Consider the following 24,677-nt stretch of genomic DNA (forward strand, 5'->3'; position numbering starts at 1 on the left):
GCGTCGGGATACGTGAACGGGCACGTGATGCGGGATAGCCGCCGTCGCCGTGCCCGATCCGTGTGATATCAACTTTGGCTGCGCGAGCATTCCGGCACGTCAGTCAAAGCGACTGCCGGATTCGAATAACGGGCGCGCACTTGCGGCAAGCGAGTGACCATCCATATTCCGCTGCAGACGAGAACCAACGCCACGAGATTCTTCAGCTCCATGATGTTCTCGTTCAACCAGATCGCGGACAACGCGGTGCCGAACACGGGCACCAGGAAATTGAAAACAGTCACCCTGCCGACCTGGTTGTATTTCAGGAGCAAGCTCCACAACGTGAAGGCCACCGCCGAGAGAACGGCGAGATATCCGAGCAAGGCCGCCGATCCCGGCGTGAATGCGCTCAGCGTTCCGCCTGTCGTATAACCCGCCGCCAACAGCACTACGCCGCCAAATCCCAATTGATAGCCGGTCATCACCATGACGTCCATGCCCTGCGAAATGCGCTTTCCGTAAATCGACGCGGCCGACAGAACAAACGCGGCGATAACGATGAAGCCTTCGCCGCGCAGGCTGAATGCAAAATCGAGCAGGCCGTCGCCGAAGTTGACGACCATCACGCCCGCGAATCCCAACAGGCATCCGGCCGCTTTGCGGCGCGAGATCTTATCGTTCTGGTAGATGAAATGGGCCAGCAGCACGCTGAAGAAAGTCGTCGTCGAATTCAATATCGAACCACGGACGCCCGTGGTATTGGCGAGGCCGATATAGAAGAAGACGTATTGAATGGCCGTTTGCGTGAAGCCCAACAGCATCAACTGGCCGGCGTTACGGCCGTTCAAATTGAAAAGAGGCTTCTTCGTCAGTGCGGCGAGTATCAACAGGATGAGCCCTGCAAGGACGAACCGGTACCCTGCAAAGATCAGCTTCGAAGGAATGTCGTTTTGCGCAATGCCCAGCAATGCGTAGCCAATCTTGATCGCCGGATATGAGCTGCCCCACAGCAGGCAGCATAGGGTCGCCAATGTGATCAGTACTTTGGGTTGCGAAAAGAATCGCGCGGAATCGCGTGGTCCGGTCGTTGTTGTAGGCATGGTCATAGTTCGAATGATGTGGTCGTCGCGCACATTGTGGGCGGACCACAAACGTACTTCGCTTCCATTGCTTTTGCCGTGTGTTGTGTGGCTGAAGGGTGAGGTGATAACCGGGTCGTGCAGGAAAGTAGCGGGTCTTCGTCGCTAGCGCGATCTGCGAATGACGCGTTCGGGCAGCGCAACTCTTTCGTATGTCGTCCTACAACTGAGAGCGTCAAGTTCACAGTTTATCTGACGACACCAATACAAGCCCCATCACCTGAAATTTCCACAATCCCTTATAAAACAAGGGCATTCAGAGATAACATGAACGACGAAACGCAATCGCGAATCCCAAAAGCCAACTCGCATCGGAATGCATTTGCAAGTTGTATGAAATCATATCTCAATGTGGATGTAAAGTCAGGTAGCTGTGGACGACCGCGAGGAGCCGTCGAGGGGCGGCGGCACAACGACATGGTGCCAAGCGTCTGCGGGATGCGTTGCCCTACGTAGACCAACGCATCTAGAACGGCAAGCACAAGCAGAACGCGATAGACAACGCGAACGAAATAGAGCCGGCAGGAGGTCAACATCAAGCCCGCATAAAGTTCGGCACGAGAGCGGGCAGGACTCGAAGCGTAACGACCGATGCAGCAAGTGCGCTTGCGCCAGCGTCCACGTAACCCGCCTTGAAAACCCTGTCACCAGGCTCGCATCTCCCACGCCACAACCTACACTTAGAAACGAATCGACCGCGCCGATATCCGACGCGTGATGCGCGGGTGCCCGCGCATCGCGTCACGTGAAGTTTAGTCAGCCGTCACGGAGGAAACACATGTGCCCCGTATTCGTCGACGTAACCGAACAGAAGCGCCTGAACGACTCGCGTGAAGCACAGATACCGTGGAAAAAGTGGGGGCCCTACCTCAGCGAGCGACAGTGGGGCACGGTGCGCGAAGACTACAGCGACAACGGCGATGCGTGGAACTACTTCACCCACGACCACTCGCGCTCACGCGCTTACAAGTGGGGCGAGGACGGGCTCGGCGGACTATGCGACGACCAGCAGCGGCTTTGCTTCGCGCTCGCGTTGTGGAATGGGCGCGACCCGATATTGAAGGAGCGCCTCTTCGGCCTCACCAATAGCGAAGGCAATCATGGCGAAGACGTGAAGGAGTATTACTTCTACGTCGACAGCACTCCGACGCACTCGTACATGAAGTACCTCTATAAATATCCACAGCGAGAATACCCGTACCGGGACCTGGTGGAGACCAATCGGAAAAGGTCGCGGGATGAGATGGAGTACGAACTGCTCGACACCGGCATCTTCGACGACGACCGCTATTTCGACGTGTTCGTCGAATACGCGAAGGCCACGCCGGAAGACGTGCTCGTGCGGATCACCGTGCACAACCGCGGCGCAGAGACGGCCCGGCTACGAATCTTGCCGACACTCTGGTTCCGCAATACATGGTCGTGGGGTGAGGACGATCGCAAACCGTCGTTGCACGAGGCGGCGCCAGGCGTGATTCGAGCCACCCATCACGAGCTGGGCGAATACTGGCTCCATTGCGAAGGCGCGCCCGAGACGCTCTTCACCGAAAACGAAAGCAATGCGCAGCATCTGTGGAATCAACCCAATGCGTCGCCCTACGTGAAGGATGCGTTCCACGCGTACGTCATCGCCGAACAGCGCGACGCCGTGAATCCCGCGCAAACCGGCACCAAGGCCGCGGCCCATTACACGTGCGACGTACCCGGCGGCGGCAGCGTGGTCTTCCGTTTGCGTCTCGCGTCGTCCCGACTCGACGACGCCTTCAGCGACTTCGATGCGATCTTCGAGAGCCGCGTCGCCGATGCGAACGAGTTCTATGAACGCATCACGCCGAAGTCGATGAGCGACGATCAGCGCCGCGTACATCGCCAGGCGCTCGCGGGCATGTTGTGGGGCAAGCAGTACTACTACTTCGATCTCGAACTGTGGCTGCGCGAACACCGCAGTCATCCGCTACTCGACTCGGCGCGACGCGATGTACGCAATACCGAGTGGTTCCACATGCTGAACGCCGACGTGATCTCGATGCCGGACAAGTGGGAGTATCCGTGGTACGCGGCGTGGGACCTGGCCTTCCATACGATCGCCCTCGCGCAGGTCGATTTCGATTTCGCGAAAGAGCAACTGCTGCTGATGCTGCGCACGCTGTACGTGCACCCCAGCGGCCAGATTCCCGCTTACGAATGGAACTTCAGCGACGTGAATCCTCCCGTGCATGCCGCCGCCACGCTGTGGCTGTACAAGTACGAGAAAGAACTCGGACGGGCCGACCCGCGCTTTCTGGAGCGCTCGTTCCAGGGGCTGATGCTCAATTTCAACTGGTGGGTGAATCGCAAGGATCCATCGGGTCGCAACGTGTTCGCCGGCGGCTTCCTGGGTCTCGACAACATCGGCGTGTTCGATCGCAGCGCACAGCTTCCGACCGGCGGATCGCTGGAGCAGGCGGACGGGACCGCGTGGATGGCGTTCTACTGCCAGACCATGCTCGAGATGGCGATCAATCTGACCGAGTACGACTCGATCTACGAGGAGGTCGCTTTCAAGTTCGTCCAGCATTTCATGTGGATCGCCTATGCAATGGACCGGCACGGCGAACACGAGGACGAGATGTGGGACGAGCAGGACGGCTTCTTCTATGACCTGCTGCGGCTCCCCGATGGTCAAACGAAGCGTCTGAAGATCAGGTCGCTGGTGGGGCTGCTGCCGCTGTGCGCGTCGACGGTGTTCGAATCACATTCTCTCGAACGCTATCCGAAGCTGGTTCAGCTGATCGCGCAATTTCGCAAACGCTACCCCGAGTTGATCGCGCAGGTCGCGCCGACCGACACCGGCTTCATCGGCTACAAGGACCGCAGGCTTCTGTCGATTCTGAACAAACGCAAGCTGGAACGGGTGCTCGGCTACATGCTCGACGAGAAGGAGTTTCTGGGGCCACACGGCATCCGTTCGCTCTCGCGGTATCACCTCGACCATCCGTATGTGATTCACGTTGGCGGACAGGAGTACAAGGTGCAGTACCTGCCGGCCGAATCGAATACGGGCATGTTCGGCGGCAACTCCAACTGGCGCGGACCGGTATGGATGCCGGTCAATCTGCTGATCGTCCGCGCACTGGTCAATCTGTACAGCTTTTTCGGCGATGACTTCAAGGTCGAATGCCCGACCGGCTCCGGGCAACACATGACGCTGTTCGAAGTGGCGCAGGAGATCGTGCGCCGTCTGACCAGCACGTTCCTGCACGATGCCGACGGCAAACGGCCGGTCTACGGCGGAACGGAAAAATTCCAGAACGACCCGCACTGGCGCGATCTGATCCTGTTCTACGAGTATTTTCACGGCGACAACGGCGCGGGCCTCGGCGCCAGTCATCAGACCGGCTGGACGGGTCTCGTCGCCCCGATGCTCGATCTGTTCGCGCGCGTCGACGCCAAAACCGTGCTGGAAATCGATCGTGGGCGCGTGATGTCTCGCGTCATCCAGGAACAGGTGGGCGGAGAAAACCCCGGCAAGGAATGAGGAAAGCCAAATGTCCGACGTCCGCTACCCGGCGCTGTACCAGATCAACACACGCGTCTGGCTGACCGAGTTGTCGAGCGCGCTCGGCAGGCGCGCGACGCTCGACGATATTCCGGATTCCGAACTGGATCGCCTTGCCGAATCGGGCTTCGATTGGGTCTGGCTGCTGAGCATCTGGCAGACCGGGCCCGCAGCCCAGGCGATCTCGCGCGCGCATGACGGCTGGCGCCACGAATTCGCCGATACGCTGGCCGATCTCGCGGGCGACGACATCGCCGGCTCCGGGTTCGCCATTCAAAGCTACACGGTGCATCGCGATCTGGGCGGCGGCGAAGCGCTCGCGCGCGTCCGGCAGCGAATGCGGCAACGCGGTTTGCGCTTGATGCTCGACTTCGTGCCGAACCACATGGCGCCGGACCACGACTGGATCGACGCGCATCCGGACTACTTCGTCCACGGCAGCGAAGCGGACCTGGTTCGCTCACCCCGCAACTACTGCCGGGTGCAGACAGTGAACGGGCCATTGATACTTGCTCACGGCCGCGATCCGTACTTCGACGGATGGCCCGACACGCTGCAACTGGACTACGGCAACCCGGACCTACAGCTCGCGATGATCGGCGAGCTGAAACGAATCGCCGCGCAATGCGACGGTTTGCGTTGCGACATGGCGATGCTGGCTTTGCCCGACGTGTTCGAACGGACCTGGGGTATCCGCAGCGAGCCTTTCTGGCCGAAGGCGATCGAAGCCGTGCGACGCGAGCATCCTCAGTTCCGCTTCATGGCGGAAGTGTATTGGGATCTCGAATGGACGATGCAGCAACAGGGCTTCGATTACGCGTACGACAAGCAGCTCTACGACCGCCTGCGCGATTCGCACGCACGACCGGTGCGCGAGCATTTTCATGCCGGGCTCGACTACCAGGACAAGCTGGCCCGCTTCCTCGAAAACCACGACGAGCCGCGCACTGCGGCGACCTTCGAACCGGGTCAGCACGAGGCCGGCGCGATCGTCACGTTTCTCTCGCCGGGTCTGCGCTTCTTTCACCAGGGGCAATTCGAGGGCCGCAGAAAGCGGATTTCGCCGCACCTGGTGCGAGCGCCGCAGGAACCTGTCGACGCAGGCCTGCAAGGGTTCTATGAGAATCTGCTGGCGGTGCTGCGGCAGCCGATCTTCCGCGACGGCACATGGAGCCTGCTCGAAACCGCGCCCGCATGGGAAGGCAACTGGACCTCGGACTGCTTCATCGTGTGGTGCTGGCAGCGGGACAGCGAACGGCGGCTCGTCGTGGTCAACTACGCCGGCAACCAGAGTCAGTGCTATGTCCGGATCCCGTTTGCCGACCTGAGCGGTCGCACGGTGCGGCTGACGGACATGACAGGGCCGGCGAGTTTCGAGCGCGATGGCAACGACCTGATCTCGCGCGGCGTTTATCTGGATCTTCCGCCGTGGGGCTATCACGTGTTCGAGCTGGCCGTATCGTGAACACGCCCGCACGCGGCACCGATCCCGGACCGCGCATCAAACAGCAAGCCGCGTCGATAACATAAACGCTATCAGCCTATCCAGTTTCGGCATTGGAGTCGAAACGCTTCCGTCCGTACACTTGCCGTTCAGCACTTACACAACTGAGCGGCGCGCAATTTGTGAAGCCGCCCGGACGGAGACGCGAGTTGGACAAACCCACCCTTCCCCTATCGGCCACCGCTGCGCAGCCCGCTCGCATCGGTTATCGCTGGCATGTCCTGTTCTGGCTGCTCGTCGGCGGGATCATCAACTATCTGGATCGTGCCAGCCTGTCGATCGCCGCGCCCGGCATGATTCAGGAGCTAGGCTTGACGCGCACGCAGATCGGCCTGCTTGGGAGCGTGTTCGCGTGGACCTATGCGTTGATGCAATTGCCGGCGGGATGGCTGATCGATCGATTCGGCGCGAAGCGTGCGTACGCGCTTGGCATGATCTGGTGGAGTGTCGCCACCTGGTTGACCGGCGTGGTGGGATCGATCTCCGCGTTGCTCGTGATGCGCGCGTTGCTCGCCGTGGGCGAGGCGCCGTGCTGGCCGACCGCGGCAAAGATCACCGCCGCGTGGTTCCCGGCCAAAGAGCGCGGCTTCGCGACAGGCATCTGGGATTCGTCATCGAAGTGGGGACCGGCGCTCGCTCCCGCCGTACTCGTCGCGCTGATGATCGCGTTCGGCTGGCGCTCGCTCTTTCATGTGACGGGCGCGTTCGGGATCGCGTTTGCGCTGCTCTTCCTCGCGCTGTATCGCAATCCACGCGACAGTCAACGTCTTTCGAAGAGCGAACTCGAATACATCGAAGCGGGAGGCGGTGGTCACGAACGCTCGCTCGCGACCTCGACACTCAAGTGGCGCCGGCTGTTCGTGCGCCGCAGCGTGTGGGGGATGATTCTCGGCTACTTCTGCACGATCTGGCTCTGGAACATCTTTCTCGTGTTCCTGCCGCTGTATCTGCTCGACCGCTATCACATCTCGTTCGCGCAGCTCGGCGTGGTCGCGGGTATTCCGTGGGTCGGCGGCGCGCTCGGTGAAATCGCGGTCGGGTATCTGGCGAAGAAGCTGGTCGATCGTCAGCTCGCATCGGCGATCGGCGCGAAGCGGCTGTTGATCGCGTGCTGCGCGGCGGGCGCCGCCGTGTGTGCGATCGCATTGCCGTTTTCGCAGTCGCTGAACATGACGCTCGCGCTGTTCACGGTCGGTCTCGCATTCCTGGCCGCGATGATCGGTTCGGCATGGGCGCTCGCGGCAGACATCGCGCCATCGTCGATGGTGGCATCGGTGAGCGCGATCCAGAACTTCGGCGGCTACTTCGGCGGCGCGTTCTCGCCGCTGGTCGCGGGCTTTATCGTCGACACGACTGGGTCGTATGCACTCGCTTTCATCTCGGGCGGGATCATTGTCGGATGTGCGGCGCCGTTCTACTGGTTCATGGCACGGAAGCCGATTGTTGAAGATGCGGCGGTGGCGTAGGTGGAAAGGGTGCGGCCACTACTGCCGCACCGCCCCCGCTTCCACCGGCGCGCGCTTGAACCTCTGCGCCACGACGACACCAACGAGCGCAGTTCCGCCTCCCAACACGTGATACAGATGCAAGCTCTCGCCGAGCATCGCAATGGCGAGACCGGCAGTCGCGATCGGCAACACGTTCATGAACAGAGCGCAACGATTCGGTCCGAGATGCTCGACGCCTCGCATCCATAAAAACGGCAGCACCACCGACGCCAACACGCCCGCATACAGAATCAGCGGCACGCTCGCGCGGGTCGGCAGCGCTTCGGACGCGGGCAAACGCAGCAGCATCGGCAGCATGAACAGCAACGCGAAAATCGCCTGCAAATAGGTGGATTGCCACGCCGGCAATCCCACATGCCAGCGCTTGAGCAGCACGCCGTACAACGCATACGCGAGCGCAGCGAAAAGCATCAGTAGATCGCCGAGATGCGCGCCGTTGGCAAACAGCAGCGTGGGCTCGCCTTGCGTGATCAGATACACCACGCCCACCAGCGACAGCATCCCGCCGCCCACCATGCCCGCGCCCGGCGATTCGCCGAGCAGCAGCGTGCTCGCGACCATGGTCATCAGCGGGACCAGCGCGGTGATGATCGACATGCTGGTCGCCGTGGTGGTTTTGGCCGCTTCGTAAGAGAGGCTCTGGAACAACGCCATCGCGAGGAAGCCGAGTAGCGCAAGCTTCGGAAGTTGTGGCACGATCGCCGCACGGTTGCGCCACGCCGGCTTCAGCGTGAACAGGCTCATCAGCGCGACGGCCAGCACCAGACGATAAAACGTGATCGCGGACGGATCGATCGTGTGGGCCGACATTTTTGACACGACAACATTGCCGGCCCACAACAGGATTGCCACAAACGGAAACAGGAAATACGATCGCTTCATATCGCGCTCTGGCTGAGGATGGACTATCGGATGGAATTCGAAGGCCTTCGAAACGAAGCGCAATGTTGCGCTTCCGAGCCATGGGCTGTCTCGCGCCAAAAAGTCTTTGCTTGTCGCGAAATGGTCAACCCTCCGGTCCAACGCACCCACTCATGAACGCGCGAACGCCGACCTCCACCGCACATCGAAGCCCAGGACCCAACGTGCCCACCGCACCGGGCACGCATGTGCCGTTCGAAAGCACGCCCATGCCGGTCTCGGCGATGGCCGCGTGGTATCCGCACGGCACCGTGATTGCGGCGCATCGTCATCGGCGCGCGCAATTGCTCTATGCGATCGAGGGCGTGATGCAGATCGAGTCCGCGACCGGCTCATGGGTCGTGCCGCCCACGCGCGGCGTGTGGCTCGAACCGGGCGTCGATCATTCGGTGCAGATGAGCGGCGACGTGAAGATGCGCACCGTGTTCGTCGAGCCTGGCGCGACCGCGCACCTGCCCACTCGCAGTTGCGTCGTCGAAGTGCATCCGTTGCTGCGCGAACTGATACTCGCGGCGATCGACGTACCGCTCGACTATTGCACCGGCTCGCGCGACGATCATCTGATGCAATTGCTGCTGGCGGAATTGAACGCGGTGCCGTTGCTGCCGCTGTATCTGCCGTGGCCCGTTGACGCGCGCTTGCGCGACGTATGCGACAGCCTGCTCGCCAGCCCCGATGACAACCGCACGATCGACGCGTGGGCGAGCACGCTGGACATATCGGAGAAGACGTTTCACCGCTGGTTCCAGCGCGAGACCGGCATTACATTCGGCCGCTGGCGCCAGCAGGCGCGCCTGCTGCTCGCGCTCAAGCGGCTCGCGCACGGCGAGAAGATCATCGCGGTCGCAATGGATCATGGCTATACGAGCCAAAGCGCCTTCGCCGCGATGTTCAAGCGGCACTTCGGCGTGACGCCGTCGGCGTTCTACGCATAGCGGCGCGCCGTCAGCGGTCAAAGTGCTTCGCGCATCCAGCGATGGAAGCGATGGCCGCGAAGCACACGGCGTCATGTCACGCTCTCGATGCCACAGCCGGCGGCAACGCCGCGACCCGTAAATACTCGACACCTTCCGCGAATCCGAACACCGACTGCCGTCCGTCCCGCAAGCGAACACTGATCGTCCGGTCACGCTCATCGCGCGAGCCCAGCGCGACGAGAATCGGTACCTGCTTTTCGCGCGCGTCGACGATCTTCTTCTCCAGCCGCTCGGGCCGATTGTCGAGCGATGCCCTGATACCCGCTTCGTCGAGCGCCTGCATGAACTCCGCCGCATAACCCAGACTTGCATCGCTGATCGAAGCAACCACCACCTGCTCGGGCGCGAGCCACACCGGCAACCAGCCTTCGTAATGTTCGAGCAGCATCGCGATGAAGCGCTCCATGCTGCCGAGCACTGCATGGTGGATCATCACGGGCCGCTCGCGTTCATTGCGTTCGTTGACGAACTCCGCGTCGAGCCGCTCGGGCAGCACGAAATCGAGCTGGACCGTGCCGCATTGCCAGCTTCGCGCACGGCTGTCCGTCAAGTGAAACTCCAGTTTCGGCCCGTAAAAAGCGCCCTCGCCTTCGAGCACGTCGAACGCGAGACCGGCCGCCCGCGCGGCACTCGCCAATGCAGCTTCCGCGCGATCCCACGTCGAATCGCTGCCGGCGCGCAACGCGGGCCGCGTCGCGAGCACGACCTTGAAATCCGGAAAGCCGAGGTCCGCATAGACCGCACGCAACAACGCACAGAAGCGGCCCACTTCGGCTTCGATCTGCGCGTGCGAACAGAACACGTGCGCGTCGTCCTGCACGAAAGCGCGCGTGCGCTTCAGTCCTTCGAGCGACCCCGAGGGTTCGTCGCGATGACACGCGCCGAACTCGCTATAACGATCCGGCAACTCGCGATACGACCGCACGCGCTGATTGAACACCTGCACATGGCAAGGACAACTCATCGGTTTCAGGCACAGTGCGCGACCTTCCTGCGCATCGTCGAGCGAATACATCGCTGCACCGAACTTGTCCCAGTGACCGCTCTTTTCCCACAGCGAACGCGCCAGTAATTGCGGCGTGCGAATCTCGCGAAAGCCCGCGCGACGCATACGGTCGCGCACATGATCTTCCAGCGCGCGATAGAGCGCCCAGCCGCGCGGATGCCAGAAAACCATGCCGGCGCCTTCTTCCTGCTGGTGGAAGAGGTCGAGTTTCTTGCCAAGTACACGATGGTCGATGTCGTTCACAGCCATGCTCCGTTTGCTCGAATACCGTCGATGAAATGCCGCAAACGGAGGACCAGAAACGCCAAGGGCCCCGTCCGTTCCCGGCGGGGCCCTTGGTGGTTTGCCACTGCTTTCCTGCTGCTAGCGCGCACGACCTCCAGACGACCCGCCTGTGAAGGTAGTCGTCGTGGTGGTGACGGCAGCGAAGGGAATCGGGTGGAAGTCCATGGATCGACAATAAACCACCTGGCGACGACGCGTCAATCGCAATCGCGACAAGCGCTGGCCACAACCCAGCGATAAACGCTACGATGTGCGTTCGATTCGCCATTCAACTCATCGAGCAACTTGCCTTGACTATTCAGATCCGCCCCGCCACTGCCGCCGACGCAGCTCTCATTCTTCGCTTCATCACCGAACTCGCGGTGTACGAGAAAGCTGAGCACGAAGTCGTCGCCACCGCCAAAGACATCGAAGCGAGCCTGTTCGCCGCCGGCGCGCCGGCCAAGGCGCTTATCTGCGAAATGAACGGCGAGCCGGTCGGCTTTTGCGTCTACTTCCTGTCGTACTCGACATGGCTCGGCAAACAGGGGCTTTATCTGGAAGACCTGTACGTGTCGCCGGCATCGCGGGGCAGCGGCGCGGGCAAACAGATGCTGCGCCACCTCGCGCAGATCGCGTGCGACACCGGCTGCGGCCGCTTCGAATGGAGCGTGCTCGACTGGAACGAGCCGGCCATCGGCTTCTATGAATCGATCGGCGCAAGCGCGCAAAGCGAATGGGTGCGTTACCGTCTGGCCGGCGATGCGCTGAAGGCGTTTGCCGAAGGCAACGCGTAGCGGGGCGCGTACGCGGCATTGCTGCCTGATCGCCGCGTAATCGCTCGCACGTATCGTGATACGCGCGTTGAAGACGGACAAGTGTCTGCACCGCGGATAAACAGACGCGACAGGCGCGGGCCGCCCGCCTGTCCGCTCGTCAATCCGCCGAAGCGTTCACCGGCGTCACTTCGAACGCATCGCCGGTCGCGAAGAACGTTCCGCCGGCCACGTAATGGCAGGTGTGCAGATCGGGGTCGTCGCCGAAGTGCCAGCGGTTGTTCGAATACACGCGGCTGTCCGCATACGCGGCAACCACTTCGCCGATGATCAGATCGTGCCGCTGGCTGTCGTCCGGAGTCACCTTGCACTCCATCCACGTGAGGCAGCCGGCCAGCATCGGCACGTCGATGTTTTGCGCGGGGAACGTGTCGAGCTCGAACGCGGAGAACTTGTCCAGCTCGGCGCCCGCATGCGTGCCGACCGCGAGCGTTTGCGTGGCGAATCCGCGGCTCGGCAATTGCAGCCCAAACACGCCGCTCGCTTCGATCAGTTGCCGCGTGAGCGTGCGGCTATCCACCACGACGACCACCTTCGGCGGGTTGAAATCGAGCGGCATCGCCCACGACGCCGCCATCACGTTCGAGCGGCCTTCGTGCGCGCTGGTGATGATCGTGACCGGTCCATGATTCAGCAACTGCGTGGCTCGTGAGAGCGCCACGGGTTCTCGGGTGACTTGCATACGTCCTTGTCTGCATCGAAGTGGATGGGCAATTGTAGCGGGGCGATGGCGGGCGTGAACGTCGTGCCATGCGCCGCGCCGACCACGCGCGAACCCACCGCGAGACTCTTCATCCACGCTGCGACGCTCAGCGCCGCGCAGGCCGACGTTCAACTGGTCGACGGTGCATGGGATCGTTTCAGGTCAGGGGATTCGGCGGGCTATCTCACGATGATCGCCGCCGCAACGAACACGGCTTACGCAGACGGAGCGGATGTCGTCGCGCTGGCGCAGGCGTCGATGGCAGACGCCGCGGAACTCGTCACACTCGGGCCGCCGCCGCTGACCAGCCCGCAAAGCGGCCTCGCCGCGGCTGTCGAAGCCGTGACGCTCGCCGCCACCGCAGCCGAACATCAACCGTAGCGATCGAGCAAACCGCTTCGGGACGGCGGCCCGCAAGCCGCCGCCCCGCGCCTTCGTCAATGCGGCGCTTTACCGTTGGGCACGGCGTCCAGCGGCTTGTGCTGTTCTTCGCCGAGTCCCGGGAAGAACGCGTTCCATGCGGCGCGTACGCCTTGCGCCGCGGTGGCTTCGGCGCTGATCGATTCGGCCTCGCCCTCGGCAGCTTTCGATGGGTCCGCGGACAAGCCGCGCCAGTGCGTGAACACCAGCAACGGTTTCTCGGTCCAGGTGCCGTCGCCAAATTTTGCAAACGCCGTGTCCCCGCTCGCCAACTGCACCTCGTACCAGCCTTCACGGACAGGCGTGTGGGCGGCAAGCTCAAACCACGGGGTCGGTTCGATTTCCTTCATGTCGTCTCCGGTCGGATGAATCGTCATAGATAACCACAACAAAGGCATTCTTCATGCCCGGGCCAGACGGCGGCCCGCGACGCGCGCGCCGTCTGTCACGCGATGTTGCACTGCGGCGCACCAGGCATGAGCTGCGGGCGATCCGTCGACGTCGCGTCGTAGGGCCGAGCGAAATCGCCGCGCATAGACGACACGATAGCGCGACATGGGCCGCGCGGACAAACGTAAAAACCGCCTGATGCGGCGTCGCGTTCCAGGCGACCGTCGACCGGCACGTCATGCGGCTTGCGCGCCGCGTTTGCGCTTGCGTTGCAGCTCGCGGGCGAGCGCGGCGAGTGTGTCGACCGCCGGGGCCAACTGCTCGGCGGGCGTGTTGCCGTAGCCGATCACCAGCCCGTTGGCCTGCGCGTGCGGATGCAACGCGAAGCCCGACAGCGCGCGCGGATTGAGCCCTTCGGCGAGCGCGCGTTGCACCAGAGTTCGATCGTCCACTTGCGGCGGCAGCCGCAACGTCAGATGCATGCCGCAATTGCCGCCCAGAATCTGCGCCGGCTCGAAGTGCACGGCGAGCGCGTCGCGCAGCGCCTGCTGACGCTCGCGGTACAGCCGCCGCATGCGTCCCAGATGCCGCCCGAACTCGCCGCTGTCGATGAAATGCGCGAGCGCCAGTTGCTCCAGCCGATGCCCGCCGCGCAGCATCTCCTGCAACGCGACCGCCGTGTGCGCGGCGATCGCGCGCGGCAACACGATGAAGCCGATGCGCAACGCCGGAAACATCGTCTTGCTGAACGAGCCGACGTACAGCACCGGCGCGTCGTCGACGAGACCTTGCATGCTCGCGATCGGCTCGCCGGTGTGGCGGAATTCGCCGTCGTAGTCGTCCTCGATCAGCCACGCGCCGCAACGCCGCGCCTGCGCGATCAGCTCCAGACGACGCGCCACCGACAACACCGCCCCGGTCGGGTACTGATGCGCGGGCGACGTGTAGATCAGCTTCGGTGGATGCGCGCGCCAGGCATGCGTCGGCGCGGCGAGGCCTTCGGCGTCGACGGGCATCGGCAGCGTGCGCAGATCGCCGAGATGGAAGGCCGCCTTCGCGCCGCGATAGCCGGGGTCCTCGACCCACGCGACATCGCCGGGATTGGTGAAGAGCCGCACGCACAGGTTCAGCGCCTCCTGCGCGCCCTCGGTGATCACCACCTGCGCGCCGTCGCAGCGCACGCCGCGCGCCATCCGCAGATGCGCGGCAATTGCGTCGCGCAACGCCGGTTCGCCGGCCGGCGTGCCGTAGCCGAGCGCGAGCGGCAACGCGCGCTCCATCGACCGTTCGAGCGCGCGCCGCCACGCGCCGAGCGGAAAGCGATCCAGCGCGGGTGTGCCGGGCGTGAGCGGGAAGGTGTTGTCGGCCTGAGTGCGGGTCGCCGCGAACTGCGCGACGCGCGCCGCGTAGGCGACCTCGGGCAGCGCCGATTGCGCCGACGGCTCGCCGCGCGCGGACGGAGTGGACAGCGGACTCACGCGAGTGCCCTGCTTGCCGGCGATCACGTAGCCGACCGCGGCCAGATGCTCGTACGCAATCACCACCGTATTGCGCGACACGCCCATCTCCGCCGCCAGCAAGCGCGACGACGGCAACAGCGATCCGGCGGGCAGCCGTCCGGCGAGGATCGCCTGCTGCAAACGCTCGATCAGTTGCTTTTGCAGCGGTGCGGGTTTGCTTCCGTGGTGGTCAGCGGTCCTTGCGTCGACTGGATGAACAAGCGGACCTATGATCTCGATCATCGCGGGCTGGACCTATCGAATGGACTAGTCGTGGATCTTTTGAACATACCACGTTTGCCGTATCGTTCTTCATCACGACGAACATCCACGCACGACAGGAGAGCAACTATGGAACCCCGACGTAACGCGTTCGAACAGCCGATCGGCGCGCCCGTGCCAGGCTGGAACGGCGCCCAGGCGCCCGGCCGCGAACCGCTGGTGGGCCGCTATTGCCGGATCGAACCGGTGGACGTCGAGCGGCACGCCGAAGACCTGTTCGACGCGTACAGTTCGGCCGCCGATGGCCGCGACTGGACCTACCTGATGGTCGGTCCGTTCGAGAGTCTCGTTGCGTACCGCGAACATCTGACACGCGCCGCCGCGTCGACGGACCCGCTGCATTACGCGGTGATCGATCTGGCGACGGGTAAGGCGGTCGGCACGCTGGCGCTGATGCGCATCGACCGCGCGAACGGCGTGATCGAAGTCGGCCACGTCACGTACTCGCCGCGCCTGAAGCGCACTCGCATCGCGACTGAAGCGATGTTCCTGCTGATGAATCAGGTATTCGACACGCTCGGCTACCGGCGCTTCGAATGGAAATGCGATTCGCTGAACGAGCCGTCGCGCAGCGCCGCGTTGCGCTACGGCTTCACGTTCGAAGGCATTTTCCGCCAGGCGATCGTGTATCGCGAACGCAATCGCGACACCGCCTGGTTTTCGATCGTCGACGGTGAATGGCCTGCCCTGCGTTCGAGCTATGTGCGTTGGCTCGACCCGCACAACTTCGATGCGCAGGGTCGGCAGGTCGAACGGCTGGTGGATCTGATTGCGCGGCAGAGGGAAGGAAAGGCTGACGCGCCCCGCTCGTAAGCGCTCGCGCGGCGATACGGGGACATGCGGCGCGCACGCGTCGCATCGATTTCAAGGCGCGTTCGCCGCGCGCCGCAGCACGATCGTCGGTTTGCCTTTGTACGTGGTGCGAAGCCGCTCGCGATAGCCGCACTTATGCGCGACACGCAGCGACGGCACATTGTCCGGCGCGACGATGCAAGCCGTCTCGCCATCCGGCCATTGCGCGTCGGCCCAGGCCAGTGCTGCGCGCACGGCTTCGGTCGCGTAGCCGTGGCCATGCGCCGACGGGTCCAAAGCCCAGCCGACTTCAGGCGTCCCCAGCAACGACGGTTCGATCTCGCGATGGTAGTCGGCAAAGCCGACTTCGCCGAGAAAGCGGCCGGTCTGCGTGTCCCGCACCACCCCGTAGCCGAAGCGGAGCATCGCCCAATGTCCGGCGTAGCGCAGCAGACGCGCCCATACTTCCTCGCGCGTGAACGGCTTGCCGCCGATGTAGCGGATCACTTCGGGATCGGACCACATCGCATAGCTGTCGAGGAAGTCGTCGCGTGTGTGGGGGCGCAGGGTCAGGCGGGGGGTGGTGAGGATCGACATTGCGATGAGCGGGTGGTGGACGAGGCGGCTCGAACCGGTGTGCGTTCGATGATCGCAGATTTTCCGCATGCGAAGCTCGTCGTCGAACCCATGGCATGCGAAGAGACTTCGCCCTACACTGCCCCGATACGTTTGCGCGACCACGTCGGCGCGAGACGCCCGCCGGCCACGGCAGTCGCGACTCGCGCCTCCCTGCCACGTCCGTCACCGTCCAGCCGATGAAACCCCGCCTGCGTTACCTCAGCGCATTGCTCGTCAACGTCGCCCTGCCGTGGCTCGCCTACCGGCTCGCGCTGCCGCACGGGGGCCAGCTCGGCGCGCTGAGTGCGTCGGCGCTGCCGCTGATCGCGTGGATGACCTGGGACCTGCTGCGCTACCGCCATTTCGACGCGCTTAGCGCCCTCGTACTGGCCGGCATCGCGCTCTCGCTGCTGGCGCGGCTGATCGGCGGCGATGCGCGCATGCAGTCGATCGAAGACCCGATGGTGTCGGGCCTCGTCGGCACGTCGTTCCTCGTGTCGCTCACGTTGCGGCGGCCGCTGGTCTTTTATCTGGCCCGCTCGACGATGTCGCGCGAAGATCATCGCAGCGCCGCGAGCTTCGAGCGGCACTGGCGCGAACGCCCGACGCTCGCCGCCTACATCCGTCTGATGACCCTCGTATGGGGTGTCGGCATGGTCGGCGAAAACATCCTGCGCAGTGCGATCGTCTGGCAACGGCCGGACGACCCGCGCGCTGTCCTCGCCTCGAACCTGCTGCGTTACGGCGTCTATGCCGCGCTGACGCTGTGGACCTTCTGGCTGCGCCGCCGCATCAAGCAGGACGCGCTGCGCTATCCCAGCGAAGCCGAAGACAACGACAACGCCGACACCCGCGCCAACCCGCTCGCCCGTCGTTGAGCCTCACGCCGTTGAGCCTCACGCTCACGCCAGTTCGAGAAAGCGCGCGAGACACGGATTGCGATTGGCCGGCGACCACGCCAGCACCTGCTCGATCAACGGCGCGTCGATCAGCGGCCTGAACACCACGCCCGCGAGCTGTGCCTTGCGCATCGACGACGGCACCAGCGCGACGCCCACGCCTTCATCGACGAGACTCAGCACGGTCTGCTGCAATTGCACTTCGAAGCGGATATCCGGCTCGAAGCCGCCCGAGCGGCAATGTTCGAGAATGGTCGCACGCAGACTCGGCGCGACTTCTTCGGACGCGAGCACGAACGGCTCGCCCGCCAGTTGCCCGATCTTCAGACGCCGCGTGCGGGCACGCGGATGACTGCGCGACAGCGCTACGCACAACGGCTCGCTGAGGATCGTGCGCGTGGCGAGCGCCTTGTCGGGCACGTTCGGGAACATGATGGCCGCGTCGATCTGCCCGGTAAGCACCTGGGCGGCCAGATCGTTCGAGACGACCTCGCGCAGATTCAGCGCGACCTCCGGATACGCGACGCCGAAAGCCCGCGCATAGCCAGGCACAACGCTATACGCCGAGCACATCGTGAAGCCGATCGACAGCTTGCCGGCGCCGCCGTGCGCGGCCGCTTGCGCGTTGCTGACCGCCTGCTCCAGCGACGCGAGAATCGCCTTCGCGTCGGCGTAGAAACGCTCACCGGCCGCGGTCAACGTGACACTGCGCGGGCTGCGCTCGATCAACGTGACGCCGAGGCTTGCTTCCAGCGCTGCGAGCTGCCGGCTCAACGGCGGCTGCGACAAATTCAGGCGCGCCGCCGCGCGGCCGAAATGGCGCATCTCGGCCAGCGTCACGAAGTAGCGCAGCGGCTTGATGTCGATCACAATGCACTCCCGTTAGAAGGCGATAAGTGACGATGCAAAAAAGGTATTGTCGAAGCCATAAAACAGTATTGGATTGTATCAACGCAAGCCACTACGCTGGCGGGTCGTCGTCCGCTCACACTTCCTGCACCGATGTTAGCCACCCTCGAGATTCTGCTTCCCGTCTTCGGCCTGATTTTCGCGGGCTTCGCGTGCCGCAAGCGCGGCGTGCTCGGTCCGAACTCGGCGTCGGAACTGAATCGCTTCGTGGTCTGGCTCGCGTTGCCCGCGCTGCTGTTCGACACGATGGCGCACGCGACCTGGCGGCAGTTGTATCAACCGGCTTTCGTCGCGACGTTTTCGATTGCATGCGTCAGCGTGTTTCTCCTGATCCTCGCGACGCGTTTGCTGAGCGGCCGGCATCTCGCCGACGCCAGTGTCGATGCGATTGCCGCGTCGTATCCGAACACCGGCTACATCGGCTTTCCGCTCGGCATGATCGCGTTCGGCCAGGCGAGCCTGACGCCGACTACGATCGCGACGATCCTGGTCGCGTGCGTGCTGTTCGCGTTCGCGATCGTGCTGATCGAGATCGGCTTGCAGACCGAGCGAGCGCCGCACAAGCTCGGCCTGAAAGTGCTGGGCTCGCTTGCGCGCAATCCGCTGATCGTGTCGCCGCTGGCGGGCGTGCTGTTCGCGAGCCTGCACGTCGCGATGCCGGCTAGCGCGGAGACGTTTCTGAAACTGCTGGCCGGCGCGGCGAGTCCGTGCGCGCTGGTGAGCCTCGGCCTGTTCCTCGCTGAAAAGCGCCCAACCGAGACCGGCGCGGGCGGCATCTCGCTGCTGCTGACCGGCGTCAAGCTGCTAATGCAGCCCGCGCTGACGTGGTGGCTCGCGGCGCGCGTGTTCGGCCTCTCGCCGATGCTGGTCGAGATGGCGGTCGTGCTGGCCGCATTGCCGACCGGCACCGGGCCCTTCATGCTGGCCGAGTTCTACCGGCGCGAGGCGCACATCACGTCGCGGACGATTTTGCTGTCGACGGTGGGGTCGGTGGTGACGTTGTCGGTGTTGCTGCTGGTGATGGGGCATCGCACCTGAGGCGATAAGTCCATCTCAACCCTCACCTCGCCCCCGGCACGCAGCTCTGCGACAACCCGCGCCTCGCGCTATCCTTCGCACACGGACCGTGCCGGTCCGCGATCCCGATACGCGAAGCGCGACCCGACCCGCCGTGCCCAAAGCCCGCCCACCCGAACTCCACGACGACGCCGACGCCCGCTCCCTTGCGCGGCACTATCCGCGTGGGCTGCGCATCGATCCGCACTCGCATACGTGGGCGCAGGTGCTGTATGCGGTATCGGGCGTGATGTGGGTCGAGGCCGGCCGCGAAGCGCTCGTCGTGCCGCCCCAGCGCGCGGTCTGGCTGCCGGCCGGCACGCTTCACTCGATCCACATGATGAGCGAAGTGGAGATGCGCAATCTCTATCTGCACGAACGCAATGTCGGCCATCTGAGCCGGCGCAGCGACGTGTTCGAAGTCAACGGGTTGCTGCGCGAGCTCATCACGTCGATTGCCGAATACGAGCGCACCCACGCGCGCGATCAGGGCTATCTCGACGCCGCGTACCGTCTCGCGATGCTGGAGCTTTCGCACGCGCCGCGCTCGTCGCTGCGCATCGCGCTGCCCGACGCGTCGGACCGGCGGCTCGAAGCGCTATGCCGCGCGGTGATCGACAATCCATCGAACGCGATCAGCTTCGAGCAGCACGCGGCGTCGGTCGGCGCAAGCGTGCGCACGCTCGCGCGGCTCTTCACACGTGAACTCGGCGTCGGCTTCGCGGAATGGCGGCGTCAGGTGCAACTGGCGGTGGCCGTGTCGGGCCTCGCCGAAGGACGCTCCGTGAGCAGCATCGCGCGCTCGCTTGGATTCCAGCCGAGCAGCTTCAGCGATATGTTCCGGCGCGAACTGGGCGCGGCGCCGAGTGGCTTCGATCCGGGCGGCACGTTGAGCGAGGCGGGGGGCGAGAGGCCAGTGGAAGAGGCGATGCAGAACCGCCAGCGCTGAAGCAGAGGCAGAGGCAGAGGCAGAGGCAGAAGAAGCCTTGACGCACGTATCGCGCACCCCGAGCGAGCCTTGTCCGAAATTCGAAAGCCCTTGTCCTGACGCCCGCATCCCCGTCACCTAGACTACGCTCATCGCACTGCACGACGCAGCGCCATTCCGACCGGAGCGACATACGATGAAAGCGATCCAGTTCAAGTCTTTCGGCACCCCCGATGTACTCGACTACGTCGAGCTGCCGACGCCGCAAGCCGATGCCGGCAACGCCGTCGTGCGAATCATGGCGGCCTCGGTGAATCCGAGCGACGTCAAGAACGTGGCCGGACATTTCGAGCATACGGTCTTGCCGCGCACGCCGGGCCGCGACTTCAGCGGCGTGGTGGTCGACGGTCCGCCGTCATGGCTCGACGCCGACGTGTGGGGCACCGGCGGAGACATCGGCTTCACGCGCGATGGCACGCACGCGGAGTTCATCAAGGTTCCGCTCGCGGCACTGGCGCGCAAACCCGGCACGCTCAGCCACGCGGAAGCCTCCGCGATCGGCGTGAACTTCGTGGTCGCCTGGCTCGGCACCGTCGAATACGCGCAACTGCTGGCGGGCGAAACCATTGCGGTGATCGGCGCGGGCGGCGGCGTCGGCGGCGCGGTGGCGCAGATCGCTAAAGCGCGCGGCGCGCGCGTGATCGCGGTGGACCGCCATCCGCTCGACGCGAACATGCCGGCGGGCCGCCTCGTCGACGACTACGTGGCGTTCGACGACCACGTCACCGAACGACTGCGCGAGCTGACCGGCGGCGCGGGCGCGGACGTGGTGTACGACACGGTGGGCGGGGTCGCGTTCGAGACCGCGCTGAGTCTCGTCAAACGACGCGGCCGGGTGCTGGAAATCAGCGCGACCGGCAAGCGCCGCGTCGAATTCGATCTGATCGACTTCTATCACAACGAGACCCAATTGCTCGGCGTGGATAGCGCGAAGCTGGGCGTCGCGGAATCGGCGCCGCTGATGACGGCGCTGGTCGAAGGCTTCGAAAGCGGCAAGCTGAGCGGGCCGGCCATCGCGCAGGAATTTGCGCTCGCAGAGGCGCGCGCGGCCTATCAGGCCGTGGCCGGCGGCACGCGTGGCCGCGTCGTCATCCGCATGTGAGCGCCGTCCGGCCACTCGAGGAAGGACAACCGACATGAAAGCGTATCTGGTCTCGCTCGCCGCCGGGGTGGTGGTCGGGCTGCTCTACAGCGTCTTGGAAGTGAAGTCGCCCGCGCCGCCCACCGTCGCGCTGGTCGGACTGCTCGGCATGCTCGGCGGAGAACACGTGATTCCGCTCGTGCGGACGTGGCTCGCGTCGGGCATTCATTGACGCGCCTGCTGCCGACTCTGCCGACCCGCCCTTTTCTCCATCGCCGCAGCACGCGCGAGGCACGCTAAGATTGAGCCCGCGAGCCGGCGCACGGCCCGGCGACCATCAAGCAATGCCTCGGAGAATTGGATGTCTGCAGAATATGAAGTGCATGGTCCGCACGACCATGCTGTCGAACACGCCGGCCGCCACGACGCGGACCCGTTTGCGAGCCGCATGGCCGTGATGACGGCGATCCTCGCGACGATCGGCGCGCTGTGCGCGTATCAGAGCGGCAACAGCGAAAACCTGGCGCTGTTCTACAAGAACGAAGCCGCGATCAAGAAGACCGAAGCGTCGAACCAGTGGAACTACTATCAGGCCAAGGGCGAAAAGCAGAATCTCGCCGAACTGGGCGCGGCGCTGTCGGCCGGCAATAGCGACGCTCACGCCAAGTTCCTCGCCGACGTCGACAAGTACACGCAGCAGAAAGCGCCGATCCGCGAGAAGGCCGAAGCGATCGAAAAGGAAGTCGTGGACAATGACAACCGCAGCGAAGCGCTGCTGCATGGGCATCATCGCTGGGCACAGGCCACGCTGCTGATCCAGGTCGCGATTGCATTGAGCGCGATCACCTTGCTGACCCGCAAGAACTGGCTGCGCAATCTGTCGTTCGGCGTCGCGGCGGCGGGTGTGCTGACCGCGGCCTTCGCTTTTTTCGGGGCGTGAATTTCAAACTGGCATCCGCCGGCGCGCGCATCGATTCACCGCGTGACGCCGCCGGTCCGCAATCGGGAGTGTCGTATGGTTGATGGCTCCGCAGTTCTCGGCGTGTTCTCGGTGTACATCGCCGGCGTGGTGATCCCCGGGCCGAATTTCGTGGCCGTCGCGCACAAGGCCGCGTCGGCCACGCGCCTCGAAGCGCTCGCGGTGGTCGCAGGCATCGTGCTGGTCAATCTGTTCTGGGCGAGTTGCGCGATCCTCGGCGTCGGCATCGTGTTCGCCGCGTTCCCGTGGCTCGCGCTCGCGGTCAAGGTGGCCGGCGCCGCGTATCTGATCTGGTTCGGCGGACGTCTGATCGTCAATGCGTCGGCCGGCAAACCGGCCGCCACGGTGCCCGCGCCCGCGGGCGGCTTCCGGCAAGCGTTCGCGCAAGGCTTCGCGACCAACATCGCGAATCCGAAATCGATGGCATTCTTCGCCGCCGTGTTCTCGTCGGCCGCGCCCGCACATGTGAGCGTCGGCACCTTTGCCGCGATGCTCGGCATGGTGTGCGTCGTCGCGGGAAGCTGGTACAGCTTCGTCGCGCTGACGCTGTCGCATGCCCGCATCGCGGCAGCGTATCGCGGCTGCAAGGCGTGGGCCGATCGCGTATGCGGCGGGTTGATCGTCGCGTTGGGTGTGCGGCAGTTGATTCGCTGACCCGCTCGCCGACGGTTCAATCGGTTCGATGTTTCAATGTGCGAGGCCGCGCGCGCGTTCGAGCAGCAGGTCGCGCTCGCGCGCATTGCGCGTCATCGCGGCGGCGCGTTCGAACTCGGCGCGCGCTTCGTCCACGCGTCCGAGTTTCACCAGCAGGTCGCCGCGCACGCTGGGCAGCCAGTGATAGTTCGCGAGCGCCGCATCGGCGGCGAGCGCGTCGACGATCTCCAGACCCGCTGCCGGTCCGAACGCCATACCCACCGCCACCGCGCGATTCAACTCGACCACCGGCGACGGCGCCACCTGCGCGAGCGCGTCGTACAACGCGACGATCTGCGCCCAATCGGTCTCTTCGGCGCGGCGCGCACGCGCATGGCACGCGGCCAGCGCGGCCTGCAATGCATATGGACCGCTCGCGCCGCCCAATGCGTGCGAATGGCCGAGCGCGGCGAGCCCGCGGCGAATCAGCAGCGGGTCCCAGCGGCTGCGGTCCTGATCGAGCAGCAGCACCGGCCGGCCCTGCGCGTCAGCGCGAGCATGCGTGCGCGACGCCTGAATCTCCATCAACGCGACGAGGCCGTGCACCTCGCTTTCATCGGGCACGAGCCCGCTGAGTACGCGGCCGAGCCGCAACGCTTCCTCGCATAGCGCCGGGCGCATCCAGTCGTCGCCGGCCGTGGCCGAATAGCCTTCGTTGAAAATCAGGTAGATCACCTGCAACACCGACGCGAGGCGCGGCGCGCGCGCGTCGGCTTGCGGCACTTCGAACGGCACCTTGGCGGCGGACAGCGTGCGCTTGGCCCGCACGATCCGTTGCGCGATGGTCGGCTCGGGCACGAGGAACGCGCGCGCGATTTCCTCGGTCGTGAGGCCGCCGAGCAGGCGCAGCGTGAGCGCGACGCGCGCATCGGTCGACAGCACCGGATGGCACGCGGTGAACACCAGCCGCAGCAGATCGTCGCCGATGTCGTCGGCGCGCGCGGCATCGAGTGACTCGACGAAATCCGGCACGACGTGCGCCTCGCGCGCGTCGAGATCGTGGCCCAGCTCCTCGCGCTTGCGGGCATGCAACGCTTCCTGGCGCAAGCGGTCGAGCGCACGGTTCTTCGCGGTCGCCATCAGCCACGCTCCGGGATTGTCGGGCACGCCCGCGTCGGGCCAGTGTTCGAGCGCCGCGACCAACGCGTCCTGCGCGAGCTCTTCGGCGAGCCCGACGTCGCGCACGATCCGCGCGACGTGGGCGATGACCTTGGCGGACTCGATCCGCCAGACTGCCTCGATGGCACGGTGGGTGGCCTGAGTCGTCACGGCCTCAACCCGCTCCCGCTGACTGCGCGTGCGGGTCCATGTAGATCAGCTCCCAGATATGGCCGTCGATATCCTCGAAGCCGTGTCCGTACATGAAGCCGTAGTCCTGCGGCGCGCGCGGCACCGTGCCGCCAGCGGCGAGCGCTTTGGCGACCAGCGCGTCCACCTCGCCGCGGCTCTCGCACGACAAACCCAGCAGCGCCTCGGTGCTTTCCTTCGGATTGCAGAGCGACTTGCGCGTGAAGGACTTGAAGAGGTCTTTGACCAGCAGCATCGCGTAGAGGTTTTCGCCGAGGATCAGACAGGCCGCCTGCTCATTGGTGAATTGCGGCTCGAAACTGAAGCCGATCGTGCTGAAGAAGGCCTTCGACCGTTCGAGATCGTCGACAGCGAGATTCACGTAAATCTGCTTGTGCATGATGAA

The 24,677-nt window shown here is 64.4% G+C and carries 24 protein-coding genes; 14 read left to right on the forward strand and 10 right to left on the reverse strand.

Annotated features, from left to right (window positions below; genetic code table 11):
* Window positions 1–68 precede the first annotated feature (68 nt).
* Window positions 69–1,088: a DMT family transporter gene (locus BGI01S_RS14650; protein ID WP_042326478.1), complete on the reverse strand. Its 1,020-nt coding sequence runs from the start codon at window positions 1,086–1,088 to the stop codon at window positions 69–71.
* A gap of 811 nt (window positions 1,089–1,899) precedes the next feature.
* Here BGI01S_RS14650 and BGI01S_RS14655 point away from each other — a divergent pair.
* The 3 genes from BGI01S_RS14655 to BGI01S_RS14665 all read left to right on the forward strand — a co-directional run bounded on the left by BGI01S_RS14655 (window position 1,900) and on the right by BGI01S_RS14665 (window position 7,629).
* Window positions 1,900–4,638 (forward strand): MGH1-like glycoside hydrolase domain-containing protein, encoded by a 2,739-nt coding sequence (locus tag BGI01S_RS14655; RefSeq protein WP_042326479.1) that lies wholly within the window; start codon window positions 1,900–1,902, stop codon window positions 4,636–4,638.
* A 10-nt stretch (window positions 4,639–4,648) separates the two neighbouring features.
* The gene (locus BGI01S_RS14660; RefSeq protein ID WP_042326481.1) at window positions 4,649–6,124 is read left to right on the forward strand and encodes an alpha-amylase family glycosyl hydrolase; all 1,476 of its coding nucleotides are present in this window, start codon (window positions 4,649–4,651) and stop codon (window positions 6,122–6,124) included.
* A 188-nt stretch (window positions 6,125–6,312) separates the two neighbouring features.
* The gene (locus BGI01S_RS14665; protein ID WP_042326482.1) at window positions 6,313–7,629 is read left to right on the forward strand and encodes an MFS transporter; all 1,317 of its coding nucleotides are present in this window, start codon (window positions 6,313–6,315) and stop codon (window positions 7,627–7,629) included.
* 18 nt (window positions 7,630–7,647) lie between these two features.
* Here BGI01S_RS14665 and BGI01S_RS14670 read toward each other — a convergent pair whose 3' ends face one another.
* Window positions 7,648–8,553: a DMT family transporter gene (locus tag BGI01S_RS14670; protein WP_042326834.1), complete on the reverse strand. Its 906-nt coding sequence runs from the start codon at window positions 8,551–8,553 to the stop codon at window positions 7,648–7,650.
* Window positions 8,554–8,801: 248 nt separating this feature from the next.
* Here BGI01S_RS14670 and BGI01S_RS14675 point away from each other — a divergent pair, with 248 nt between their 5' ends.
* Entirely contained in the window at window positions 8,802–9,527 is a 726-nt protein-coding gene (locus BGI01S_RS14675) for an AraC family transcriptional regulator (protein ID WP_042326835.1), read from the forward strand.
* Between the two features lie 76 nt (window positions 9,528–9,603).
* On the opposite strand, the gene thrS is transcribed toward BGI01S_RS14675, so the two are convergent.
* Entirely contained in the window at window positions 9,604–10,824 is a 1,221-nt protein-coding gene (gene thrS / locus BGI01S_RS14680) for a threonine--tRNA ligase (protein WP_052400475.1), read from the reverse strand.
* A gap of 326 nt (window positions 10,825–11,150) precedes the next feature.
* Here thrS and BGI01S_RS14685 point away from each other — a divergent pair, with 326 nt between their 5' ends.
* Complete coding sequence (locus BGI01S_RS14685) at window positions 11,151–11,636, forward strand: GNAT family N-acetyltransferase (protein ID WP_042326483.1); 486 nt, start codon at window positions 11,151–11,153, stop codon at window positions 11,634–11,636.
* Window positions 11,637–11,775: 139 nt separating this feature from the next.
* Here BGI01S_RS14685 and BGI01S_RS14690 read toward each other — a convergent pair whose 3' ends face one another.
* Window positions 11,776–12,357: a flavin reductase family protein gene (locus BGI01S_RS14690; protein WP_042326484.1), complete on the reverse strand. Its 582-nt coding sequence runs from the start codon at window positions 12,355–12,357 to the stop codon at window positions 11,776–11,778.
* Between the two features lie 6 nt (window positions 12,358–12,363).
* Here BGI01S_RS14690 and BGI01S_RS30565 point away from each other — a divergent pair, with 6 nt between their 5' ends.
* The gene (locus BGI01S_RS30565) at window positions 12,364–12,759 is read left to right on the forward strand and encodes a hypothetical protein (protein ID WP_167335651.1); all 396 of its coding nucleotides are present in this window, start codon (window positions 12,364–12,366) and stop codon (window positions 12,757–12,759) included.
* 56 nt (window positions 12,760–12,815) lie between these two features.
* Here the strand turns inward: BGI01S_RS30565 and BGI01S_RS14700 are convergent, their stop codons facing one another.
* Window positions 12,816–13,148 carry a hypothetical protein gene (locus tag BGI01S_RS14700; protein WP_042326842.1) on the reverse strand — a complete coding sequence of 111 codons (333 nt, stop codon included), beginning with the start codon at window positions 13,146–13,148 and terminating at the stop codon, window positions 12,816–12,818.
* A gap of 276 nt (window positions 13,149–13,424) precedes the next feature.
* Complete coding sequence (gene pdxR, locus BGI01S_RS14710) at window positions 13,425–14,930, reverse strand: MocR-like pyridoxine biosynthesis transcription factor PdxR (RefSeq protein ID WP_042326487.1); 1,506 nt, start codon at window positions 14,928–14,930, stop codon at window positions 13,425–13,427.
* Window positions 14,931–15,038: 108 nt separating this feature from the next.
* Here pdxR and BGI01S_RS14715 point away from each other — a divergent pair, with 108 nt between their 5' ends.
* Window positions 15,039–15,782: a GNAT family N-acetyltransferase gene (locus BGI01S_RS14715; RefSeq protein ID WP_042326488.1), complete on the forward strand. Its 744-nt coding sequence runs from the start codon at window positions 15,039–15,041 to the stop codon at window positions 15,780–15,782.
* 51 nt (window positions 15,783–15,833) lie between these two features.
* Here the strand turns inward: BGI01S_RS14715 and BGI01S_RS14720 are convergent, their stop codons facing one another.
* Window positions 15,834–16,358 carry a GNAT family N-acetyltransferase gene (locus tag BGI01S_RS14720; protein WP_042326844.1) on the reverse strand — a complete coding sequence of 175 codons (525 nt, stop codon included), beginning with the start codon at window positions 16,356–16,358 and terminating at the stop codon, window positions 15,834–15,836.
* A gap of 218 nt (window positions 16,359–16,576) precedes the next feature.
* Here BGI01S_RS14720 and BGI01S_RS14725 point away from each other — a divergent pair, with 218 nt between their 5' ends.
* Window positions 16,577–17,257 (forward strand): VC0807 family protein, encoded by a 681-nt coding sequence (locus BGI01S_RS14725; protein ID WP_042326489.1) that lies wholly within the window; start codon window positions 16,577–16,579, stop codon window positions 17,255–17,257.
* A gap of 24 nt (window positions 17,258–17,281) precedes the next feature.
* Here the strand turns inward: BGI01S_RS14725 and BGI01S_RS14730 are convergent, their stop codons facing one another.
* Window positions 17,282–18,148 carry a LysR family transcriptional regulator gene (locus tag BGI01S_RS14730; protein WP_042326490.1) on the reverse strand — a complete coding sequence of 289 codons (867 nt, stop codon included), beginning with the start codon at window positions 18,146–18,148 and terminating at the stop codon, window positions 17,282–17,284.
* Window positions 18,149–18,280: 132 nt separating this feature from the next.
* On the opposite strand from BGI01S_RS14730, the gene BGI01S_RS14735 reads away from it, so the two are divergent.
* From BGI01S_RS14735 to BGI01S_RS14760, 6 genes are all read left to right on the forward strand, one after another.
* Window positions 18,281–19,225 (forward strand): AEC family transporter, encoded by a 945-nt coding sequence (locus BGI01S_RS14735; protein ID WP_042326491.1) that lies wholly within the window; start codon window positions 18,281–18,283, stop codon window positions 19,223–19,225.
* A gap of 133 nt (window positions 19,226–19,358) precedes the next feature.
* On the forward strand, window positions 19,359–20,192 hold the full coding sequence (locus BGI01S_RS14740) for an AraC family transcriptional regulator (RefSeq protein WP_042326492.1): 834 nt from the start codon (window positions 19,359–19,361) through the stop codon (window positions 20,190–20,192).
* Between the two features lie 175 nt (window positions 20,193–20,367).
* Window positions 20,368–21,333, forward strand: coding sequence for a quinone oxidoreductase family protein (locus BGI01S_RS14745; RefSeq protein ID WP_042326493.1), 966 nt, complete (start codon window positions 20,368–20,370; stop codon window positions 21,331–21,333).
* 34 nt (window positions 21,334–21,367) lie between these two features.
* Window positions 21,368–21,544 carry a DUF1427 family protein gene (locus BGI01S_RS14750; protein WP_042326494.1) on the forward strand — a complete coding sequence of 59 codons (177 nt, stop codon included), beginning with the start codon at window positions 21,368–21,370 and terminating at the stop codon, window positions 21,542–21,544.
* A 129-nt stretch (window positions 21,545–21,673) separates the two neighbouring features.
* On the forward strand, window positions 21,674–22,252 hold the full coding sequence (locus BGI01S_RS14755; protein WP_042326495.1) for a DUF4337 domain-containing protein: 579 nt from the start codon (window positions 21,674–21,676) through the stop codon (window positions 22,250–22,252).
* A gap of 75 nt (window positions 22,253–22,327) precedes the next feature.
* Window positions 22,328–22,945, forward strand: a complete 618-nt coding sequence (locus BGI01S_RS14760) for a LysE family translocator (protein WP_042326496.1) — start codon at window positions 22,328–22,330, stop codon at window positions 22,943–22,945.
* Between the two features lie 33 nt (window positions 22,946–22,978).
* On the opposite strand, the gene BGI01S_RS14765 is transcribed toward BGI01S_RS14760, so the two are convergent.
* Together BGI01S_RS14765 and BGI01S_RS14770 are read right to left on the reverse strand one after the other, a co-directional pair.
* Window positions 22,979–24,253, reverse strand: a complete 1,275-nt coding sequence (locus BGI01S_RS14765; RefSeq protein ID WP_042326497.1) for an RNA polymerase sigma factor — start codon at window positions 24,251–24,253, stop codon at window positions 22,979–22,981.
* Between the two features lie 4 nt (window positions 24,254–24,257).
* Complete coding sequence (locus BGI01S_RS14770; RefSeq protein ID WP_042326845.1) at window positions 24,258–24,671, reverse strand: VOC family protein; 414 nt, start codon at window positions 24,669–24,671, stop codon at window positions 24,258–24,260.
* Window positions 24,672–24,677: the final 6 nt, after the last annotated feature.

It is taken from the genome of Paraburkholderia ginsengisoli NBRC 100965, assembly GCF_000739735.1.
In the GTDB taxonomy this organism is placed as follows: Bacteria; Pseudomonadota; Gammaproteobacteria; order Burkholderiales; family Burkholderiaceae; genus Paraburkholderia; species Paraburkholderia ginsengisoli.

Coding starts and splice junctions, on each gene's coding strand:
- BGI01S_RS14650 (WP_042326478.1), bottom strand. CDS start 1,088: ATGACCATGCCTACAACAACGACCGGACCACGCGATTCCGCGCGATTC.
- BGI01S_RS14655 (WP_042326479.1), top strand. CDS start 1,900: ATGTGCCCCGTATTCGTCGACGTAACCGAACAGAAGCGCCTGAACGAC.
- BGI01S_RS14660 (WP_042326481.1), top strand. CDS start 4,649: ATGTCCGACGTCCGCTACCCGGCGCTGTACCAGATCAACACACGCGTC.
- BGI01S_RS14670 (WP_042326834.1), bottom strand. CDS start 8,553: ATGAAGCGATCGTATTTCCTGTTTCCGTTTGTGGCAATCCTGTTGTGG.
- BGI01S_RS14675 (WP_042326835.1), top strand. CDS start 8,802: ATGCCGGTCTCGGCGATGGCCGCGTGGTATCCGCACGGCACCGTGATT.
- thrS (WP_052400475.1), bottom strand. CDS start 10,824: ATGGCTGTGAACGACATCGACCATCGTGTACTTGGCAAGAAACTCGAC.
- BGI01S_RS14690 (WP_042326484.1), bottom strand. CDS start 12,357: ATGCAAGTCACCCGAGAACCCGTGGCGCTCTCACGAGCCACGCAGTTG.
- BGI01S_RS14700 (WP_042326842.1), bottom strand. CDS start 13,148: ATGAAGGAAATCGAACCGACCCCGTGGTTTGAGCTTGCCGCCCACACG.
- pdxR (WP_042326487.1), bottom strand. CDS start 14,930: ATGATCGAGATCATAGGTCCGCTTGTTCATCCAGTCGACGCAAGGACC.
- BGI01S_RS14715 (WP_042326488.1), top strand. CDS start 15,039: ATGGAACCCCGACGTAACGCGTTCGAACAGCCGATCGGCGCGCCCGTG.
- BGI01S_RS14720 (WP_042326844.1), bottom strand. CDS start 16,358: ATGTCGATCCTCACCACCCCCCGCCTGACCCTGCGCCCCCACACACGC.
- BGI01S_RS14725 (WP_042326489.1), top strand. CDS start 16,577: ATGAAACCCCGCCTGCGTTACCTCAGCGCATTGCTCGTCAACGTCGCC.
- BGI01S_RS14735 (WP_042326491.1), top strand. CDS start 18,281: ATGTTAGCCACCCTCGAGATTCTGCTTCCCGTCTTCGGCCTGATTTTC.
- BGI01S_RS14745 (WP_042326493.1), top strand. CDS start 20,368: ATGAAAGCGATCCAGTTCAAGTCTTTCGGCACCCCCGATGTACTCGAC.
- BGI01S_RS14750 (WP_042326494.1), top strand. CDS start 21,368: ATGAAAGCGTATCTGGTCTCGCTCGCCGCCGGGGTGGTGGTCGGGCTG.
- BGI01S_RS14755 (WP_042326495.1), top strand. CDS start 21,674: ATGTCTGCAGAATATGAAGTGCATGGTCCGCACGACCATGCTGTCGAA.
- BGI01S_RS14760 (WP_042326496.1), top strand. CDS start 22,328: ATGGTTGATGGCTCCGCAGTTCTCGGCGTGTTCTCGGTGTACATCGCC.
- BGI01S_RS14770 (WP_042326845.1), bottom strand. CDS start 24,671: ATGCACAAGCAGATTTACGTGAATCTCGCTGTCGACGATCTCGAACGG.